General features: G+C 63.1%; 15 protein-coding genes. 10 read left to right on the top strand and 5 right to left on the bottom strand.

Going from position 1 to position 20,103, the window contains the following annotated elements:
- Positions 1-40: 40 nt before the first annotated feature.
- Positions 41-1,012 carry an NADPH:quinone oxidoreductase family protein gene (locus tag CXR25_RS06595; protein WP_096158526.1) on the bottom strand — a complete coding sequence of 324 codons (972 nt, stop codon included), beginning with the start codon at positions 1,010-1,012 and terminating at the stop codon, positions 41-43.
- 216 nt (positions 1,013-1,228) lie between these two features.
- Here CXR25_RS06595 and CXR25_RS06590 point away from each other — a divergent pair, with 216 nt between their 5' ends.
- From CXR25_RS06590 to CXR25_RS06575, 4 genes are read left to right on the top strand one after another with little or no spacing between them, the layout of a single operon-like run.
- Positions 1,229-2,263, top strand: coding sequence for a phosphotransferase family protein (locus tag CXR25_RS06590; RefSeq protein WP_096160494.1), 1,035 nt, complete (start codon positions 1,229-1,231; stop codon positions 2,261-2,263).
- Positions 2,260-3,087: an SDR family oxidoreductase gene (locus CXR25_RS06585; protein ID WP_125178049.1), complete on the top strand. Its 828-nt coding sequence runs from the start codon at positions 2,260-2,262 to the stop codon at positions 3,085-3,087. Before CXR25_RS06590 ends, CXR25_RS06585 begins: the two co-directional genes overlap by 4 nt.
- The gene (locus CXR25_RS06580) at positions 3,071-4,276 is read left to right on the top strand and encodes an acyl-CoA dehydrogenase family protein (protein WP_096158523.1); all 1,206 of its coding nucleotides are present in this window, start codon (positions 3,071-3,073) and stop codon (positions 4,274-4,276) included. Before CXR25_RS06585 ends, CXR25_RS06580 begins: the two co-directional genes overlap by 17 nt.
- A gap of 55 nt (positions 4,277-4,331) precedes the next feature.
- On the top strand, positions 4,332-6,062 hold the full coding sequence (locus CXR25_RS06575; protein ID WP_096177489.1) for a class I adenylate-forming enzyme family protein: 1,731 nt from the start codon (positions 4,332-4,334) through the stop codon (positions 6,060-6,062).
- A gap of 25 nt (positions 6,063-6,087) precedes the next feature.
- Here the strand turns inward: CXR25_RS06575 and CXR25_RS06570 are convergent, their stop codons facing one another.
- Entirely contained in the window at positions 6,088-8,700 is a 2,613-nt protein-coding gene (locus tag CXR25_RS06570) for an AAA family ATPase (protein WP_096160497.1), read from the bottom strand.
- A complete protein-coding gene (locus CXR25_RS06565) occupies positions 8,697-9,830 on the bottom strand; it encodes a metallophosphoesterase family protein (protein WP_096158520.1) in 1,134 nt (377 codons plus the stop codon). Before CXR25_RS06565 ends, CXR25_RS06570 begins: the two co-directional genes overlap by 4 nt.
- Before the next feature lie 192 nt (positions 9,831-10,022).
- Here CXR25_RS06565 and CXR25_RS06560 point away from each other — a divergent pair, with 192 nt between their 5' ends.
- The 3 genes from CXR25_RS06560 to CXR25_RS06550 are packed head-to-tail and all read left to right on the top strand — an operon-like array spanning position 10,023 to position 14,120.
- Positions 10,023-10,865: an ABC transporter ATP-binding protein gene (locus tag CXR25_RS06560; RefSeq protein ID WP_226829745.1), complete on the top strand. Its 843-nt coding sequence runs from the start codon at positions 10,023-10,025 to the stop codon at positions 10,863-10,865.
- A 51-nt stretch (positions 10,866-10,916) separates the two neighbouring features.
- A complete protein-coding gene (locus tag CXR25_RS06555; protein WP_241212395.1) occupies positions 10,917-11,972 on the top strand; it encodes an ABC transporter substrate-binding protein in 1,056 nt (351 codons plus the stop codon).
- 3 nt (positions 11,973-11,975) lie between these two features.
- Positions 11,976-14,120 carry an iron ABC transporter permease gene (locus CXR25_RS06550; protein ID WP_125178048.1) on the top strand — a complete coding sequence of 715 codons (2,145 nt, stop codon included), beginning with the start codon at positions 11,976-11,978 and terminating at the stop codon, positions 14,118-14,120.
- Positions 14,121-14,180: 60 nt separating this feature from the next.
- On the opposite strand, the gene CXR25_RS06545 is transcribed toward CXR25_RS06550, so the two are convergent.
- The gene (locus tag CXR25_RS06545) at positions 14,181-15,548 is read right to left on the bottom strand and encodes an SLC13 family permease (RefSeq protein WP_125178047.1); all 1,368 of its coding nucleotides are present in this window, start codon (positions 15,546-15,548) and stop codon (positions 14,181-14,183) included.
- Positions 15,549-15,618: 70 nt separating this feature from the next.
- Positions 15,619-16,752, bottom strand: coding sequence for a PrpF domain-containing protein (locus CXR25_RS06540; protein WP_164513801.1), 1,134 nt, complete (start codon positions 16,750-16,752; stop codon positions 15,619-15,621).
- A gap of 113 nt (positions 16,753-16,865) precedes the next feature.
- On the opposite strand from CXR25_RS06540, the gene CXR25_RS06535 reads away from it, so the two are divergent.
- From CXR25_RS06535 to CXR25_RS06525, 3 genes are all read left to right on the top strand, one after another.
- A complete protein-coding gene (locus tag CXR25_RS06535) occupies positions 16,866-17,786 on the top strand; it encodes a LysR family transcriptional regulator (RefSeq protein WP_096158515.1) in 921 nt (306 codons plus the stop codon).
- Between the two features lie 115 nt (positions 17,787-17,901).
- Positions 17,902-18,177, top strand: coding sequence for a malate:quinone oxidoreductase (locus CXR25_RS06530; RefSeq protein ID WP_096158514.1), 276 nt, complete (start codon positions 17,902-17,904; stop codon positions 18,175-18,177).
- Positions 18,178-18,530: 353 nt separating this feature from the next.
- A complete protein-coding gene (locus CXR25_RS06525) occupies positions 18,531-20,102 on the top strand; it encodes an ABC transporter substrate-binding protein (protein WP_125178045.1) in 1,572 nt (523 codons plus the stop codon).
- The last annotated feature ends 1 nt before the right edge of the window (position 20,103 follow it).

The raw sequence follows: 20,103 nt of genomic DNA, 5'->3' as shown, positions 1-20,103 counted from the left end.
GCACAGCCTCGGCGGACCGACGGCCTATTACCTGCTGCGCCTACTCCCCCTTGAGTTTGAGCAGCACCTTGCCCCGCACGCTGCGGGAGTCGAGTTCGCCGATGGCCTTCGCAGCATCGCTGAGCGGATGGGTGGCGTGGATCGCGGGGTTGAGCTTGCCTGCCGCGACGTATTCGGCGATCGCATCCCACTGTTCCGCGATGTATCCCGGTCGTTCGCGCGTCGCCGCACCCCAAGCCACGCCGTCGACTGAGATGTTCTTCAGCAGCAGACGGTTGACCTTGACCGAGGGAATCTCACCGGCGGTGAATCCGAGGACCAGGAGTCGACCGTAGGGAGCAAGAACACGGGTCGAGTCGGTGAAGCGGTCCCCACCGACCGGGTCGAAGACATAGTCGACCCCCTTCGGGTAGATCTCCTTGGCCGCGTCCTTGAAGCCCTCGGCCATGACCACATGCGTGGCACCGAGCTCTCGCACGGTCTCGGCCTTGGCCTCGGTCGAGACCACGCCGATGACTTCGAGTCCCATGGCCAGCGCCAGTTGGACCGTGGCCGAGCCCAGCCCTCCTGCGGCTCCGTGGACGAGGATGGACTGCCCTGCCTGTGCCTGCGCGCGCAGTCGCAGTGCAAAGTCGGCGGTGAGCACGTTCATCGGCATTCCTGCAGCATGGGCCAGACTCACGTCATCGGGCACGGGAACGGTCTGCTCGTCGCTGACAACCATGTACTCGGCGAAGGATCCTTTTCCAGGGATTGCCGCGACCCGGTCACCGACGGAGAACCGAGAGCCCTCACCGGCTTCGACGACGATGCCGGCTGCTTCGGAGCCGAGGACGAAGGGAAGTTCGTGCTTGGTCTGGTACATGCCACGGGTCTGCAGCAGCTCTGGGAAGGTCACGCCTGCGTAGGCGACCTCGACGAGGACTTCTCCGGGTCCAGGACTCGGACGGTCCACCTCGGCGATCTCGACGTCCTGGGGTCCGGTCAACGCGGCAACGCGAATGGCTCTCATGATTTCCTCACTGTCGGCGAATGCTCTGGGGGTGACCGGTTCATAGCGCTCTCATCGGCAACGATGCTTTCGTCGCAGGGCCAGCGCCATTCCGCGTCACTTATTCATGCCTATCACATCCGACGGTGACCGGCATCACGATTTCAGCTTGACTCGCACGCCCGGGTTGAATACTGTAAATGAAACTGAACGATTGTTCACTTGGGAGGGTCAAAGTTGACCAGTGCACCTGCAGGATTCGACGCCGAAACGATCGGTCGATGGATCAAAGACAAGTTCGGAGTCGAGGACTTCGAGGTCGAAGTCATGTCCATCGGACGCTCGAATCTCACGTTCACGATCATGGTCGACGGGCTTCCCCGGTGGGTTCTTCGGCGCCCGCCGTTGGGCCATACAGGTGGCAGCGCTCATAACGTCGCCCGTGAGGGCCGCATCATGGCAGCGCTGGGCGACAGCAGCGTCCCGGTCCCCCACATCGTCGAGATCGTCGACGATCCAGAGGTCCTTGACGTCCCGTTCGTCTTCATGGACCACTGCCCCGGCTTCGCCATCAACACCCCCGCCGATTGGGCGCGCATCCCCGAGGGACCTGGCCCTGATGACAAGCGGTCTTGTGCATTCGGCATGGTCGATACGCTGGCGGCCATCCATCGCGTCGACATCGACGAGGTGGGCCTTGGCGATCTGCGCCGCGACGGTGGTCTCATCGAACGTCAATTGCGACGCTGGCTCGGTCAGGTCGAGCAGATATCGATGCGTGACACCCCGATCATCCACGAGGTCCACGACGCTCTCGCCGAGCGGATGCCCGACCCGGCAGGCAGTCCTGTCGGTCTGGCCCACGGCGACTACAAACCCAACAACATGATCTTCGCCCCCGAGGGCACGGTCAATGCCGTCGTCGACTGGGAGCTCACGGCAGTAGGCGAGGTGCTCACCGACCTCGGCTACTTCATCGCCATGCTCTCCGTGCCCGAGAAGTACACAAGCATCTGGGTCCCTACCCCGGAGCTGGGATTCCCCGAGCCTGCTGAACTCATCGACCGTTACCAGGAAGTCAGCGGCCATGAGGTCCACGACGTCGGGTACTACGAGGCGTTCGCCATGTGGAAGCTCGCATGCATCCGTGAGGGCGTCTACACCCGGTTGGTCACCGGCAAGATGGGTGACCTCGACCTTGATCCCGAAGCCGCCGGCGCCGGAGTCGAAGACCTCGCCCGCCAGGCGATGACACTGTTGGAGAAGGCATGAGTACCCTCGCAGACGCCAGGGCCATCGTCACCGGAGCCGCCGGCGGGATCGGTGCCGCCCTTGCCGCAGAACTGATCTCCCGCAGTGCCACCGTCGTCCTCGCCGACCTGCCTGAGACCGTGACCGACACTGCTGCCGAGCTCGGCACCGGGGCACATTCGTGGGTCGGGGATGTGTCCGCAGTGGCAGGAATCGACGAGCTCATCGCCTTCGCCGACGACCGCCTCGGCGGAGTGGATATGTACTTCGCCAATGCCGGCATCATCGGACCACCCGATCTGGGCAGTTCTGATGCCGACTGGGACACGGTCATCGACGTCAACTTGCGCGCCCACATCCGCGCCGCCCAGGCCCTCATCCCCCGTTGGAAGGAGGCCGGTGCAGGACATTTCGTCGCCACCGCCTCGGCGGCGGGACTGCTCACTCAGATCGGATCGGCAGCCTACAGCGTGACCAAGCACGCTTCGGTCGGGTTCGCCGAATGGCTGTCCCTGACCTACCGCGACGATGGCATCCGGGCCTCGGTCATCTGCCCGATGGGAGTGGACACGGACCTGCTGCGGGCAGCGGGATCGTCTGGACCGGCCCAGAGCGCAGTCACGGAGGCCGCCACGGTGCTCACACCCGCGGCAGTCGCAACAATCGCCCTCGATGCGGTCGAGGCCGAACAGTTCCTCATCCTCCCCCACCCCGAGGTGCTCGACATGTACCGCATGAAAGGCAGCGACTACGACCGCTGGCTCAAAGGCATGAGCCGCTATCAGAATCGACTCAATGAACAGAACCGACTCAACGAGGAGACCACACATGCTGGAAACGACTGAACGCGGCCGCGACTACCAGGAGCGCCTGAATAAGTTCATGGACGACTTCGTCTACCCCGCGGAGTCCGTCTATGCCGAGCAGATGGCTGCGGCAGACAGCCCGCACTTTCAGCCGCAGATCCTCGAAGACCTCAAAGCCGAGGCCAAGAGCCAGGGACTGTGGAACCTCTTCCACCCCGATCCCGAGTGGGGGCCGGGGCTGACGAACCTCGAGTACGCTCCCCTGGCCGAAATCACCGGTCACAGCATCGAGATCGCACCGGAGGCCATCAACTGCAATGCCCCGGATACCGGCAATATGGAAGTCTTCACTCGATTCGGCACCGACGAGCATAAAGAGAAGTACCTCCAGCCGCTGCTCGACGGGACGATCGCCTCGGCGTTCGCCATGACCGAGCCCGCCGTCGCCAGCTCCGATGCCACCAACGTCGAGATGCGCATGGAGGCAACGGATGCCGGATTCGTCCTCAACGGCCGCAAATGGTTCGCCTCCAATGGCATGCACCCCAACTGCCGTGTCCTCATCGTCATGGGCAAGACCTCCCCCGACGCCGAGGTGCACCGTCAGCAGTCGATGCTCGTCGTCCCCATCGATGCCCCCGGTGTGACCGTGGTGCGCAACCTGCCCGTCTTCGGATACCACGATCGGGAGGGCCACGCCGAGATCACCTTCGACAACGTCCACGTCCCGGCCAAGGACATCCTCAAGGGCGAAGGTGAGGGCTTCGCGATCAGCCAGGCCCGCCTGGGTCCAGGTCGCATCCATCACTGCATGCGCGCGATCGGTGCGGCCGAACGGGCACTGGAGCTCATGGTCAAACGCGCCGAGTCGCGCGTAACCTTCGGTGAGAAGCTGTCCTCGCGGGCGAACATCCAGGACTGGATCGCCGAGGCCAGGATCGAGATCGATCAGGCCCGTCTGCTGACACTGCACGCGGCAGACATGATGGACAAGCACGGCAACAAGGTCGCGAAGAACGAGATCGCCGAGATCAAGGTCGTCGCTCCGGCGATGGCGCTGAAGATCATCGATCGCGCAATCCAGGTCCACGGCGGCGCCGGTGTCACCGAGGACTTCCCACTGGCCAGCATGTGGGCGCACATGCGCACCCTGCGATTGGCCGATGGTCCCGATGAGGTGCATAAGCGCTCCATCGCTCGCAACGAGATGAAGAAGTACCGCAAATAGTCCGGCACCACCACAGCCTGTTCGACATCCATTCAAAGATGAAGGAAGCGAAGCAATGAGCACTTGGTTCGACACCCGCCCGTGGCTGAACACCTGGGGCGACCTGATCACCGAGCCCCGCACCTTGGACACGTCCACGACACTTGCGGACTTGGCGGCGACAGTTGCCGCCCGCGGCGAGGCGGAGGCACTCAACTACTACGGATACACGCTGACCTGGTCAGACTTCGACCGGTACACCACAGCCTTCGCCGCGTACCTGGCCGAACAGGGAATCGTCTCCGGTGATCGGGTCGGCATCTACGACCAGAACACCCCGGCCTTCATGATCGCCACGTACGGCATCTGGAAGGCGGGCGGCACCGTCGTTCCGCTCAATCCGATGTATCGCGGGGAGCTCGAACACATCTTCGCCGACGCCGAGGTGAAGGGGCTGATGGTCTCAAAGGCGGCGTTCCTGGACCGGGTGGCTCCGTACGCCGAGAACATCCCGGTCGTTGTGCTCAGCGATGACCGCAGCTTCCAGGCCGAGGGCCCCGATTCGATCTTCGCGATGTTCGACGCTCTGCCCGGCACCCCGGGTCAGAACCCGGGAGCGGGTGAGGTTCCCGACCGTCCCGACTTCCAAGCTGTCGTCGAATCTCACCTCGATGCGGACTTCACCCCGGCGGCTCCCGCGCCTGAGGACGAGGCGATTGTCGTCTACACCTCGGGCACGTCGGGCAAGGCGAAAGGTGCCTCTGGCACTCACGCCTCCGTGTCGAGCAACTCCCGATACTGCCTGCGGACCCCGACCTTCGAGGCCGGAGACGGGTTCCTCACCCTGGCACCGATCTTCCATATCACCGGCTTCATCTGCCAGTTCATCGCGGGCGTCGCCGGCGGTGCCCGTCTGATCCTCAACTACCGCTTCGAACCGACAGCGTTCCTCGACCTGATCCTCAGGGAGCAGCCGACATACATGGCCGGACCGGCCACGGTCTATACCGCGATGCTTGCTCATCCGGCCGTCACCCCAGCGCACTTTGCGCCGTTCAAACGGATGATGTCGGGCGGCGCACCACTGCCCGAAGGCCTGGTCAATAAGTTCGAAGAGAAGGCCGGCATCTACATCGGACAGGGCTACGGACTGACCGAGACCTGCGCCCAGGCTGCAATCGTGCCCCCGGGGATGAGGGCTCCGGTCGACCCCGACAGCGGCAATCTCTCCTGCGGTCTGCCGCAGCCGGACACGATGATCCGCATCCTCGACGACCTCGGTGAGCCGCTGGGACCCAATGAGATCGGCGAAGTCGCTATCTCGGGTCCGGAGGTCGTCTCCGAATACATCAACAACACCAAGGCCACATCGGAGCAGATTCCCGACGGTGAGCTGCGCACCGGTGACATCGGCTATATGAACGACGAAGGATGGCTATTCATCGTCGATCGGAAGAAGGACATGATCAACGCGTCGGGCTTCAAGGTGTGGCCCCGCGAGGTCGAGGATGTCCTCTACACGCACCCGGCCATCCAGGAAGCCGCCGTCGTCGGCATTCCCGACGACTACCGGGGCGAGAGCGTCGCTGCGTTCGTCACTCTGCAGCCGGGACCTGAAGCGGACACGGTCAGCGAAGACGAGATCGTCGCCTTCTGTCGGGAGAAGCTGGCCTCGTACAAGGCACCACGTCAGGTGACGATCATCGACGAGCTGCCGAAGACGAGTTCCGGCAAGGTCCTGCGCCGCACGATACGCGCCGATGCCGTGGCTGCGGCACAGGAGGCGAAGGCCAGCGCGGGCGACTGATCCGGCAATTCTGCTGCGGGAGTGATTAAGTCAGGCTCACCGTCTTCGCGCCGCCGAGGCGGGCGAAGCGGTCGGGCTGGCAGGTGAGCAGGATGACCTGAGCGCTCTGGCCGACAGTGCCGAGGATGACGTTGAGAGCATTGAGGCGCTCGGCATCGGCGAAGCCGAAGGCATCATCGAGGACGACCGGCGCCCCAGAGTCGGTGTCGACGAGCGTCGCTACTGCGAGTCTGCCGATGAGCGCCAGTTGCTCCTTCGTCCCGCCCGACAGTGATTCGAAGGGAACTGTCCGCTCATTGAGAGTCCGTGAGACGATTTCGAGGTCTTCGGAAACTTCAACCGACAGCCCCTGCCCGAAGACCAGCCTGCCAAGGCGCTCGATCTGCTCTTTGAAGGGAGCCACGTACTTCCGCTGGGATTCTTCCTTGTGCTTGAGGACGGTGGTGCGCAGCAGATTGATTGCCGCCGCCTGACGGCTCAGTCTCGCCTGCTTCTTCTGTGCCGATTCCATTGCCTCTTCGGCGGCCGCGAGCTTTTCGTAGATGCCCTCGCTGGCGCGGTCGTCGATGAGCGCCGACAGTCGGTCGACCTCCTGCCGAACTTCTTCTCGCTGGGTCTCCTTGCTGTCGACGAGCTGGCGTACGTTCTGCAGCTGCATCTCCAAGGTCTCGGGGTCGGCAGCCTGGTAGGCGACTCGTGCCTCTTCGACTCGCGTGCCTACACTCTCCGCTTGTGACTGGGCAGTCTTCACTGCTTCATCCAGGCCGGCATCTGTGGCGATTTTTCGTGCCTCGGTCAGGGTGTATGTCAGGCGCTGATGCTGAGCCTCGGCCTCTTGCAAGCTGGTCTGTGCTCGAACCGTTTCTACTCGTGCGTCATCTCGACTCGTGCGAGTGCGTTCGAGCTCGGCACGTGCGGTATCCACCTCAGACTGAGCAGTCTCGGCGCTCTTCTCGGCCTCGGTGACTGCTGCTTCGAGGTCGTTGAGATTGCTCTCGTCTGCGCGGCTGTCTGGGTCGGTTCCGTCGGCCTCGACGATCTGCTGTGCCCTGGCCAGTGCGGCTTCAAGCGTGTCTCGCTTGTCGTCTCCGAGGAGCACTGTGAGAGTCGAATCGGCCTCTGCCTTGACGGCCTCGGCGTCCGCACGCACATGTGCACTCTGGCGTGCCTGAGCCACGGAGTCGACGTCGAGACGGTGCAGCTCAGCGTCGAAGGCTTGCCGCGCCGAGGTCAGCGCTTTGTCAAGCTCGACAGGTGATGCCCCTGGGCGCACGGTGATGTCGGCAATGCCGTCGATCGTGATTCGCACATCTTTGACCGCGGCGAATTCTCCGGTCGCGCCATCGCCCAGCACGGTCCCATCGACGTCGATGGACTGCGAGCCGAGTTGCTTCGCGACGATCTGTGCCGCGGCGGAGGTCTTTGCGTTCTCCGCAATCCTGACCTCTGTCTCAAGTGAGATCAGCGCCTCAACGTTCTTGGCGGTGACCGCAATCGATGCGATCGTCGCCTGTGCCCGGCTCCTCTTCTCATCATGGTCACGAATGGTGTCGAATCGACGGGTGAGTTCGGTGAGTTCAGTGCGGGCGCGTGCCTTGGTCACGTCTTTGGCTGCAGTCTTCGCCAGGGCGCGTGCCTCGTCGAGTGCGTTCTGCTTCTCTTCGAGGGTCTTCTGTGCGCGATCGAAGTCTGAGTCCTTGTCACTCTGCGTCGTCTCAAGCTCAGTGAACGAGGTTCGCGCAGCGGTCACTGTCTCCTCGGCGGTGGCAACATCCTCGATGAGCTGTGTGCGTCGGTCCAGAGCTTCCCGGGCGATCTGCTCATCACGTTGCGCAGACTTCGCCTGTTCCAGTGCCTGGTCGAGCACTGCTTTGAGTTCGGCCACTGCCTTCGCCGCTTGTTCAGCTTGGTCACGGTCGGTCACGGCCTGTGTCAGTTGGTCACGGACCGATTCGAGACGTGCGGCGGCTCGGGCGTGGTTGTCGACGAGCTCGTCCATCCCGCGGCTGCGTTCACGCAGTTCCTCAAAGGCGGCTTCGGCACTCGGGACTTCGGCATTTGCGGCCTTATAGTCTCCGGTCTCTTTGCCGGACTTGGTGAAGTACTTCGCGTATTCGACCTCGATCCGGTCAAGGAAGTCGTCATGGTCAGCGACTTCGACGCCTGATTCGTTGAGCGCACTGTGCAGTGCTTTGATCTGCGCCAGCGGCGCCTGCGCCAGGCTCTCTCCCTGTGCCACGTCGAGAGCGTCGAGGAGATCGACGTCGACGGTCTCGGCGAGGATCGCCAGGTACCGATCATGAGCATCATCGCTGCTCAGCTGTTCGGGCCTGGGCCTGATGACGCTGAGTTCGGTGAAGGGCTGTTTGATCCACCGCTTTCGGTACTTGAGCTCGTAGTCCCCGGTGCTCAGATGCAGTTCCACCTCGGGTCCGGCATCGACCCCGACGGGTTGGGTCTCTTTGACACTGGCCTTGCGTGAGCTCGCTTTGTCTTCGCGCAGATGGGTGATGGCCTCATGGATTGAGGATTTGCCGACTTCGTTGGGCCCTTCGACTACGGTGACGCCATCACCGAATTCGACGCGGGAGTCCTCGATGCCGCGGTAGTTGCGCAGGTGGATGGAATGGAATTTCATGATCCGCTCCTCGCAAATCGGTACAGCAGCCCCAACGCGTCCTGTGCCGCTTCGGCAGTTGTGTCCTCACCTGTCGCGGATTCCGCCAGTTCGTCGAGCGTTTCCTGCAGGTATCCGCTCAAGCCGAGGCCGGCGAAGTCTTCATCCGCGGCGACCACGGCAATATCCGTGTGTCGTTCCCACAAGGAGACAAGGGCGAACAGGTCTTGGGCGTGGTCGAGGACCTCGTCGAGTCGCGACTTCGCCGCGGTGGACAGGGTGCCCTTGAGGATGAGCCACACTGCGGTGCTGTCCTTGTCAGGAATGTCATTCAGGCGCTGCTCAAGGTGGGTGACGTCCTCATCGGAGTTCACGTCCTCGTCGACGACGAGGTAGGACCAGCGTCCGATGTGTACCTTCTCCACCGAGCTCGCATGAGTCTGCGGGTCGATATCGACGAGCAGAACGTTGCCGGGGTCGTTCTCACGCCGGGACGTTACTTCCGGTGCGCCGGGATACCAGATTCGCTCAGTGACGGAATAGGTCGCGTGCCGGTCACCGAGCGTGACGAACTGGGCTCGGTCTTCTCGCAGCACGGACCTGAGGTTGTCCGTGTCGATCGTAGCCAGAGATTCCCGATCCGGATCCAGGGTGCTCACGGCACCGTGACCGGCGATGATGCGGACCGTACCCGGGGCCACCTCGGCGAGGTTCTGTGTTGCCTGGGCGACCAGGTCACCTTGGGGACGTTTCGAAAACCACGGGGCGCCGACGATCTCGACGCCTGGAAGGACCTCGAACGGTTCGCTGTCGCGCAGCACGTGGACGTGATCGGGCTGACGCGAAGTGAAGGCCGGAGAGTCGTATATGGAAGCGGCATCAAGAGGGTCGTGGTTGCCCGGCAGCAGAACCACGGGAACGGTGAAGGCACTGAGAACTTCGAAGGTGCGGGAGATGATGGCGCGGTCGAGTTGGTTGGACTCGAACACATCACCGCAGACGATGACGAATTCGCATGACTGCTCGGCAGCGATCTCACCGATGCGTTTGACGGCATCGAGGCGGGCACGGTGAAACCGCGGGCGGGCTTCGGCACTGAGATAGTGCGCCGTCATGCCCAACTGCCAGTCTCCGGTGGCGACGAATCTCATGGGTTCCTCCTAGGCTCTCCCCCATCCTATGTATGCACATCCACCCTACGGACGGGCACTGACATGGAACGTGAGGTACGTCATGTTCCGCACGCGCGAAGTCAGCGATTCCGCCGCTCTTGCAGGTTCCTCGGACCGTCACCGCCTCGACGTGAGACCCAGCCCACCCTTACTTAGGTTAGGCTATGCATCATGAACACGACCGGGACGATGAACATCACTGCGCTGCACGCCTCGGGCCTGCATTTGGGCTACGACCGCACACCGGTCGTCCATGACGTGTCCGTCTCAATCACTCCCGGTCGGGTCACGGCACTCATCGGACCCAACGGCAGCGGGAAGTCGACCGTGCTGCGGTCCCTGGCTCGTCTGCATCCGATCAGCTCCGGCGAGGTCACCATCGCCTCGGCGGGGTCGACCACTCCGACGCCCGCGCTGTCGGCACGCGAATTCGCCCGTACGGTCACTCTGCTCTCCCAGTCCCGACCGCATCCTTCCGGGCTGAGTGTGCGTGAGATCGTCGCCTTCGGTCGCCACCCGCACCGGCGCCGCTTCGCTTCCCTCACCGATGCTGACAGGGCCGCGATCGATCAGGCTCTGGAACTGACCGGCACCGACTCGATGGCCGAGCGTGCCGTCGATCAGCTCTCCGGCGGCGAGCTTCAGCGCGTCTGGCTGGCCACCTGCCTGGCACAGGAGACCGGGGTCCTGCTGCTCGACGAACCGACGAACCACCTCGACCTGCGCTATCAGGCCGAGATCCTCGACCTCATGCGCGACCTCGCCGACGATCACGGAACGGCCGTCGGCGTCGTTCTCCACGATCTCAACCATGCAGCCGCGGTCGCCGATGACATCGTCCTGCTCAGCCAGGGCCGAGTCAGATCCACGGGCACCTGCGAAGAGGTATTCACCGCCGAGGTGCTCACCGAGGTCTACGGGCTGCCGATCCGCACGCTCGTCGATGAGGACACCGGGATGGTGCGCATCGAGGCGCTGCCCCGCCGTCGCCGTGCACTCGCAGCAGCTTCCTGAATCCATCACTGACAACACCGTTGCTTCACCTCTGAAGAAAGAGACACCTCTGTGAATACCCTGTCCCCAACACGTCCGCGCAAGCCCGTCATCGCCCTCGCTTCCCTCTCCGCCGTCTGTGCCCTTGCGCTGTCCGCCTGCGGCACTACTGGCACCGAGGCTTCGGCCGAAGACGGAAACTCCGAGTCGACCTCCGAAGCATGCGCGGACGACTCGAGCACCACCTCGGCGGACCCAGTCTCCGTCAAGGACGACACTGGCCACCAGATCAAACTCGACAAGCCCGCATCTACGGTCGTCTCACTCGAATGGCAGTACACCGAAGACCTGCTCTCCCTGTGCGTCGATCCTGCTGCCGTCGCCGATGCGAAGGGCTTCACCACCTGGGATACGGCAGAGAAGCTGCCCGAGAACACGACCGACGTCGGCACCCGGCAGGAGCCGAATGTGGAGTCGATCCTCTCGGCCAACCCTGATCTCGTCATCATCGAGACAACCTCCCGTGACGACAAGATCGTCGGCCAGCTCGAGGACCAGGGCATCCCTGTCATGGCGATGACCGGAGCCGACGGCAAGGACCCGGTCGCCTATATGAAGGACACCTTCTCCACCGTCGCCGAGGTCACCGGCCGCGGCGAGCGCGCCGATACCGTGCTGGCCGAATTCGATGCGAAGGTCGAGGAGTCGAAGAAGGCGCTCGAATCCGCCGACCTCGACACCAAGGAATTCGTCTACTTCGACGGGTGGGTGAACGGCTCGAATGTGGCGCTGCGTCCCTTCGGTCAGGGATCGCTCTTCGGTGAACTCGGCGAGGAACTGGGCCTGAAGAACGCATGGACCGGCGAGGTCGATCCCGCCTACGGACTGGGCCAGACAGACATCGAGGGCATCTCGAAGGTCGGCGACGCGAACTTCTTCTACACCGGCACCGATGATCCCGAGTCCGAGGACTATGTCGAGCTCCTGGAGAAGAACGACATCTGGTCCAACATTCCCGCCGTCAAGGATGATCGCACCTTTGCGTTCCCCTCCGGGATCTGGACCTTCGGCGGACCGAAATCGTCCGAGCAGGCTCTCGACGCCTACGTCGAGGCGCTGACCAAGTAGTCCATGACTCCTCCCGCACCCACGACCATGCCCACGACCACCTCGGCAAGCGATGGCTCGAAGCCGAAGCCTGCCTCACCCGAGCGAAAGGCCGGAGTCTTCAGTCCGCTCTCGGCCACCGGGATCCTGCTCGGCCTGGTCATCGTCCTTGCTCTGCTCTCGGCATGGCACATCACGCAGGGCACCTCAGGGATCGGATTCCGTGACCTGTTCGCGACCCTGACCGGATCCATGTCTTCCCCCGCCGAGGCTGGTCCGAGTCCCCGTGACGTCCTCATCGGGTCCCGGCTTCCGCGCGTGGGTGCGGGGATACTCGTCGGCGTCGCCCTCGGCGTTGCCGGTGCGCTGTTCCAATCGCTGGCGCGCAACCCGCTGGCCTCACCAGACACCCTTGCCGTGACCGGTGGTTCGTACTTCGCAGTCACCGTGGTCACCGCCTTCGGCATCGCGATCCCGGTGTGGGCCTCCGGCGGCGTCGCCTTCATCGGCGGGCTGCTCGCCGCAGCTCTGGTGCTCGGGCTTGCCGGTGGTGCGGCATCGTCGACGACGCGCCTCGTGCTCGCCGGCACTGCGACCGCTATGGCATTGCAAGCCGGCACCTCGGCCCTGCTCATCCTGTTCCAAGAGGAGACGACGAGTCTCTACTCTTGGGGTTCAGGCACCTTGAATCAGCTCGATGGGACCGCCGCGATCCGCAGCATTCCCGTCATCACCATCATCGTCGCTGCCGCAGTCCTGCTGTCGCGACGCCTGGATCTGCTCAGCCTCGGCGATGATGCCTCCTCCGTCCTCGGTGTGCCGATCCGGTCGACTCGCGCGATCGGGATTCTGCTCGCAGTCATCCTCACCGCAACGGCTGTGACTTTGGCCGGGCCGATCGGATTCGTCGGTCTGTGCGCACCGGTCATCGCCCGGCTGCTCGTTCGGCTGGTGCCGGTGCTGGGCCGACATGCAGTGATGATTCCGGCCACGGCGCTCATCGGCGCAATCATCGTCATCCTCGCCGACGCCGTGCTGCGCGCCATCGTCGGAGCCACGGAGGCGATCACCCTGCCCTCGGGTGTGACGACCACGGTGCTCGGTGCGATCGTCCTCGTGCTGCTGGCGAGATCCATGCGCGCTTCGGGGCCTGCCCAGGCGACCTCGGCGGCGCAGTCCCGGATGCACGGTCCGCGTCGGGCTGGGCTCGTCATCGCGTTCGGCGCAGTTCTCCTTGTCGTGGTGACTGTCCTCAGCCTGCTCTCGGGCGAACGGTTCTACCTCCTCGGCGATGTCCTGCTGTGGATCCGTGACCAGGCGGCACCCGTCATCTCCTTCACCTTCGACTCCCGCGCACCACGTGTGGCTGCGGCGCTGGCAGCCGGCGCCGCCTTGGGACTGTCGGGAACATTCGTCCAGGCCAGTGCCCGAAATCCGCTGGCCGAGCCGGGGCTGCTCGGCATCACCGGTGGTGCGGGACTGGGCGCCGTCATCGTCATCACTCTCGTACCTGGCGCCACGGTCGTGCTCATCTCCACCGCGGGCATCGCCGGTGCACTCATCGCATTCGCCATCGTCTACGGGCTCTCCTGGCGCGGCGGGATGAACACCGACCGGCTCGTTCTCATCGGCATCGGCATGTGGTTCGGATTCACCGCTCTGACCACTCTGTTCCTCGTTCGAGCGAATCCGTGGGACACACCTGCGCTCTTCACGTGGCTCTCCGGCTCCACCTACGGTCGGGCCTGGGCCGACGTCGCACCCGTCGCACTCGTACTCCTCATAGCGATTCCCTTGGCCTTCGTCTGGACCCGTGAGCTGGATCTGCTGGCCCTCGATGACGATACGCCGAGGTTGGTCGGAGTTCCGCGTGAACCCGTTCGCCTGGGCGTGCTCATCACGGCAGCAGTCCTTGCCGCCGTCAGCGTCTCGGCTGTCGGCGTGGTCGGGTTCATCGGCCTCGTCGCCCCGCACGCCGCCAGGGCTCTGGTCGGCGCTCAGCACGCCCGGGTGGTCCCGACGGCCATGCTCCTCGGCGCACTCGGCCTTGTCGTCGCCGACGCATTGGGCCGCACGGTCATCGCTCCTGCACAGATTCCTGCCGGTCTCATCATCGCCCTCATCGGCGCCCCCTACTTCGTGTACCTGCTGGCACGTTCGAAGGCGTGAGAGCACGCAACTGGCCGGTGGGCGCTCACCGCGCTCACCGGCCAGTTGGCGAACTGCACATCACATGATGCCGGTGGGGACCAGCAGAGCCCACGACAGCAGCGGCGCGCTGAGTACGACGAAGCCCGCGTAGATCATGAGATCGCGCCAGATGGTCTTAGCCTCTTTGCCCTGTGTATTCGCAATGATCAGTGCTCCATCCGTCGAGAACGGAGAGACATCGACGATGGTGGCTGACACGGCGAGTGCGGCCATCACCGCTGTCGCACTGAGATCGCTCTGTTCGAGAAGTGGAATCGACAACGGGATCAGAGCCGTCAGCAGCGCCGTCGAGGAAGCGAAGGCTGAGCTGATGCCGATCACGTAGCAGAGGACGACGGCAACGAGGAGCGGCGCTCCCATGGCCACTGCCATCGTCGACAGCGAGTCGATGACACCGGCGTGAGTGAGCAGGCTGACGTAGATGATCATTCCCGTCACGAGCAGGACGGTGGACCACGAGATTCCCGAGACCAGACTCTCCGAATTCTTCAATGAGGTGAACGCCAATACCAGCCCGCAGGCCAGCGCGAGGAACCCGATCGGCAGTTCGAAGCCGACGGCGCCGATGACCATGACACAGATGAGGGAGATTGTCAGCCACACGTGCCCGGTCATCTGCGAGCGTACGGTCGGCGCCGGTGCCGGTGCAGCCACGGCCACAGCAGTCCCTTGCCCACTGCCTGAAACAGAGGTGCCGGTCGAACCTGTGTCCCTCGGCATTGAACCGCTTGCCAACGGGCCGGATCCAGCGATGAAGTCCTCTGGCTCAGGTGTTGTGCGCAGCCGATTGAGTGCCTTCATCACGACGACAGTGAGGATAGTGACGATCAGGTTCACGACGTAGGCAGCGACGAAGAGCGCACCGCCATCGATGTGGAAACCGTTGGATTCTGCAATGTCACGAACGATGTTTCCCGAAACCGAGATCGGTGAGAACCCGCCGGCATGAGCACCGTTGATGACCATTGCCGCCATCACGACGCCGCTGTAGCCCGTCGTCGCACAGAAGCCCATGGCTGCCGGTGCCAGCAGCGCTACCGCTGCCGGGGAGAATGTGCCCAAGGCGGTGAGGAGTGAGGAGATCACGAAGAAGATCCAGGGCACGACGTTGATGCGCCCATGCACCGCGCGGATGGCGAGATCGACGAGGATCCTGATGGTCCCATTCTTCTGCGCGATGCTGAAGAAGAAGGTCACCCCGACGATCGTGAGGACGATGCTGGCCGGAAACTCCTCGAGTATCTCCTTGTCATCCATCCCGAACACGAAGGCCACGAAGGCGAATGCGGCGACAAGCCCCATGACTCCGATGTTGATCGGCCACTTCGTCGCGGCGATGAACATCACCACCAGCACCACGAGCATAAGAATTTGAATCATCGTCATTGGTGTTCCTCCAACTTCATTGTCAGCTGATCTTCGTTGAGAAGACTCAGAGTGTCCGGGTACTGGTCGCTTAGCCGACCAGAGGGAGATCGATGTCTGCATTCGCAATTCGTCTGGCCACTCGTCTGACTCCGAGACGAGCAACGTGTCCGAGTTCGTCGAGCTGGACCTGGCAGGAGATGACTCCAACCGGGGTTCCGATGCGGATGGAGATTTCCCGGCTCTCGTCGACGGGTGCGAGCACTGTGTCCGCGATGATCGAATTGACCAGGCTGTCTTCGACGAAGGCGTCCCTGGCCAAAGCGATCGCCGAGGTGATTCCGATCGCTGGATGCGGATCGAACATCGACACCATCCGAGCCGAGATGTCATATGCATTCGCTGGGATCGTCTCCCCGGAGATGCTTGTGTAATCTGCCGGTGCTGCGACGAGCCCAATCTTGGGAACGGCTGGACTCGGCACTTCGTCTTCAGCAGAGAGCCCCATGGCTACGGAGGCAGCAGACCGAATGGCGATGAGCTCGCCCAGCCGCAGACGCGTTTCGGCAACTGATTCGGTTCCGGTCATGCCGAGCTCGGCTGCTTCGACGAAGCAGGCAGGGGCACCGGCATCGATGCAGCTGGCCCCGACGAAGTCGTCGGCGAACGCCAGCTGGGTCATTGCGCCCCCAGTTGGCAGCAGCTCTCCAGTGGACGCACCATCGACGTTTTCGAAGAAGACGTTGACGGGCACGCCGGGCATCGACGAGCCGGGGATGGTCTCAGCACCGTTCGACGGGATCCTCTTGTCCGGCGTTGCCACATCGGCGACGAGGACCGATCGAGTGTTCTCATTGACCATCCGCACTTGGGTGATCTCACCGTGTGGGCGGACCAGTCCGTTCTGAATCGCGTAGAGCGCCACTGCGGAGGCGCAGTTTCCGCAGTTCGAGGTGAGCTCGACGCCAGACGCTCCGATCCCGACCTGTGCGAACAGATAGCTGATGTCGATGCCGGGAATCGCAGACGGCGAGATGACGGCAGCCTTCGATGTCGTCGACGAAGCGCCGCCCACACCGTTGAGCTGACGCTCGTCGCCGGAGCCGAACGCCGCGGCCAGGGCCTGCGCAATGCCGACCCTATCGGCGGGCATCTCGTCATTGGCGAACAGCCAGCACTTGGACGTTCCGCCTCTGTACCACTGACCGTGGAGCTGATGAGCCACTCGTGTCTCCTTGTTCCCTCGCCGCTGTCTGCGACGACAGGAATCAAGTTTCCACATCAGCATATTAAGTTCAATCAAAACTTATTTATATCTCTATAAGCTATGCTTAAACCATGAGTTCAGCGCCCTACAACGTCGATCGGCTCCTCTTGCTGCTTCTCGTCTATCGGACCGGCAGCTTGTCGGCAGCGGCGGACGAACTGACCCTATCCACCTCGGCTGTGTCGCAGCAGATCAGCAAACTCGAACGCGAAGTGGGACTACCGCTCGTGGTCCGACACCCGAAGGGAATGCGGCTCACCGACGCCGGGGTCAAACTCTCCACGTACGCAACGACGATCGACAATGCCCTCATCGCCGCACGCAATGACATGTCGGCGTTCACGAAGCTCGAACGCGGCGAGGTTCGAATCGCGACGTTCCCGACATTCGCAGCCTCGGTGATGCCGAAGGTCCTCCAGCATTTCCACGACCTCCATCCCGAAGTGGACGTGACGGTGAAGAGCTACCGGCTCGGCCGGATCCAGGAGGCACTGGAACGACGCGAAGTCGACTTGGCAACCCTGTGGGACTACCCTTGGACACCGATCGACCAGGAGATCCCTGTCCGGACGACCCTGCTCAAAGAGCCCACGAAGCTGCTCATCCCCACATCACATCCTCTCGCCAGACGCAGAGTCATCAAACTCGAAGAAGTCGCAGACGAACCCTGGATCACCCGCTCCTCCCACCCTGTCGCCTCGGTGCTCGGCCGCATCTGCCACGAGGCCGGATTCGACCCGCGCATCGTCTTCGAAGCCAACGACTATCAGGAGCTGCTGGGAATGGTCTCGGCCGGCCTCGGTGTCGCCATCGCTCCGAGCCTGGCCGTGCGCTCACATGGATCCGACGTCAAGGTGGCCTCGATCAGAGGCAACCCTGCGCCGCGTCGGATCGTGCTGTCACAGCTGCCCGAGCGCGTCCCGTCGCCGGCCGTACTGGCCCTGGTCCGCTCCTTCCGCAGGGTTAGCAGCTCGAAGGAATGGCACAGCTGATGCGACTGCCGGTACCGCGGCTACGGAGCCGCCCACTCCTGGGCACGTTCGTGGATGAAGTCGCGCAGACGAGCGACGACGCGACTGGGTCGGCGCGGACGGGTCGATCGCCAGAATGCTCGGAGCCTCGCCCGGCGCGTCCACGGCCGTGCCGATCATGCTCGACCTGCTCCGTTCGGCCTTCCCCGCCCAGTGGCATCGCGGCTGGAAGGACGTCATGAGCCAAGCAATCCCCGACATCGACAGGACCGACTGGGACGCCGAGGCGGTTGGGGCCAGCTCTGCGGCCACCGACGTCGCACTCGGACTGGGCGCATCCCACGTGGGCGCACCCGACTTGGGTACATCCGACCTGGGAGCATCCGACTTGGGCACATCCATGCGAAACTGAGCAATTCCACGTACCACCGCCCAACCCCATGCAACACTGCGCAGCACGCACGGCATGCGGGCCCGCCTCGGCGAGGTCGAGCCCTTCTCCCGGGCCTGCACGCTGCGACCGCTAGCCAAAGGTGTGGATGTCGAGCACAAGTGACGCACGTATACACCTCTGCCTAGCGGTTGCTGCAGGCACCGCCCCAGCGACGCGACGGCCCCTGGAGTGCCATCGGGCTAAGGCTCCCACCTGGTGAGACATTGGCAGAATGCCACAGCAGAAAACACTCAGCGTTGTGGCATGGCTGATTGAACGGGGGTCGATTCGGACTTAATGTGAGCTACAACATCTAACGTAAGGAATCTCACATGCAGGTCCGACTCCCCCGCCGAGCGCTCGCGATCGGTTCAGCCCTTGCTCTCACCTTCGGTCTGGCTGCCTGCAGCACAGGAGATGAAGGCGGTGCTGAGGCCAGCGATACGATCGTCGCCGAAACCGCCTTCAACCTTAAGACCATCGATCCCCACCGGCAGTTCGAATTCACCGGGTCAACGATCGACAATGCGATCTACCAGACGGCCCTGACGTTCAAGGACGGCGATCTGACGAAGCCGACCGATGGTCTGTGCTCCTTCGAACTCTCCGATAACGACAAGAAGATGACGCTGACATTGAAGGACAAGGACGCGAAGTTCTCCAATGGCGACCCCGTCACCGTCGACGACATCGTCTTCTCCTTCAAACGACTCCAGGGCCTCAAAGGCAACCCTTCGTTCTTCCTCGATGGCGTGACCGTCAAGAAGGTCGACGACGAATCCCTCGAACTGATCAGCAAGAAGCCCAACCCGGCTCTTCCCTATATCCTGCCCAACTCCTCAATCGGCATCGTCAACTCGAAGGTCGTGAAGGAAAACGACGGCTCCACCGATTCCGACGACGGTGCCGAGCAGTTCCTCAACGAGAACTCCCAGGGCTCGGGGCCCTACAAGGTCGACACCTACGATGCTGACAGCAAGGTCGTGCTGACCGCGAATGAGCACTTCAACGGCCCGGAGCCGAAGTTCAAGCGCGTCGTCCTGCGCAATGTTGCGGCTGAGACCCAGTTGACCGACATTCAGTCCGGTCAAGCTCAGGTTGCCTTCGACCTCAACGCCGATCAAGTCAAGTCGATCGATGAGTCCATGGGTGAGATCTCGAGCCTGCCGTCGACGCGCAGCCTCTACATCTTCAACAACACCGATGAGAAGATCGGTGGCCCTGCGGCCGACCCGAACTTCCGCAAGGCAGTCATGTCCGCCATCGACTATGACAAACTCACCGGACTTGCCGGCGAAGGCTCACAGCGGATGGCCAGCCTCGTACCCAATGAGTTCATCGGTGCTGTGGACAAAGACAAAGCCCCGGAACGCGACCTGGAGAAGACGAAGAAGCTGCTGGAGAAGGCCGGTTACGACGGGGAGGAGATTCCCTTCCACTACTCGAGTGACCAGGCCGTCAATGGCGTGGATCTGGCTCAGTTGGCGCAGACTCTGCAGGCTCAGTTGAAGGAAGCAGACATCAACCTTGCTTTGAAGCCGGCACCGAGTTCAACCCAGCTCGATGGTTTCCGTTCGGCCAAGCAGCCCATGGGCATCGGCACCTGGGGTGCTGACTTCCCGGACCCGACGAACTACAACGTCTTCATCCCGGGCGGCAGCGTCGCCGAACGCGTCAACTGGGCCAAGGGTGACGATTCGAAGTTGGAGAAACTGGCCCAGGCGGCCGAGAAGACCAAGGGCGAGGATCGTGACGCCGCCTACGCGAAGCTGTTCAAGGCAACCACGGACACGGCCGTCTGGATCCCATTGGTTCAGCCGGTCAGCACCGTGGCGGTGGGGTCGAGCATCGAGAAGTACGTCTCCAACGCTGACGTCACATTCGACTTCGCAAAAGCTGAGTGAG

This window comes from Brevibacterium aurantiacum, assembly GCF_003932995.1.
Lineage (GTDB): Bacteria > Actinomycetota > Actinomycetes > Actinomycetales > Brevibacteriaceae > Brevibacterium > Brevibacterium aurantiacum.
Note: the sequence above shows the minus strand (reverse complement) of the source record. Positions and strands in the feature narration are given on the sequence as shown.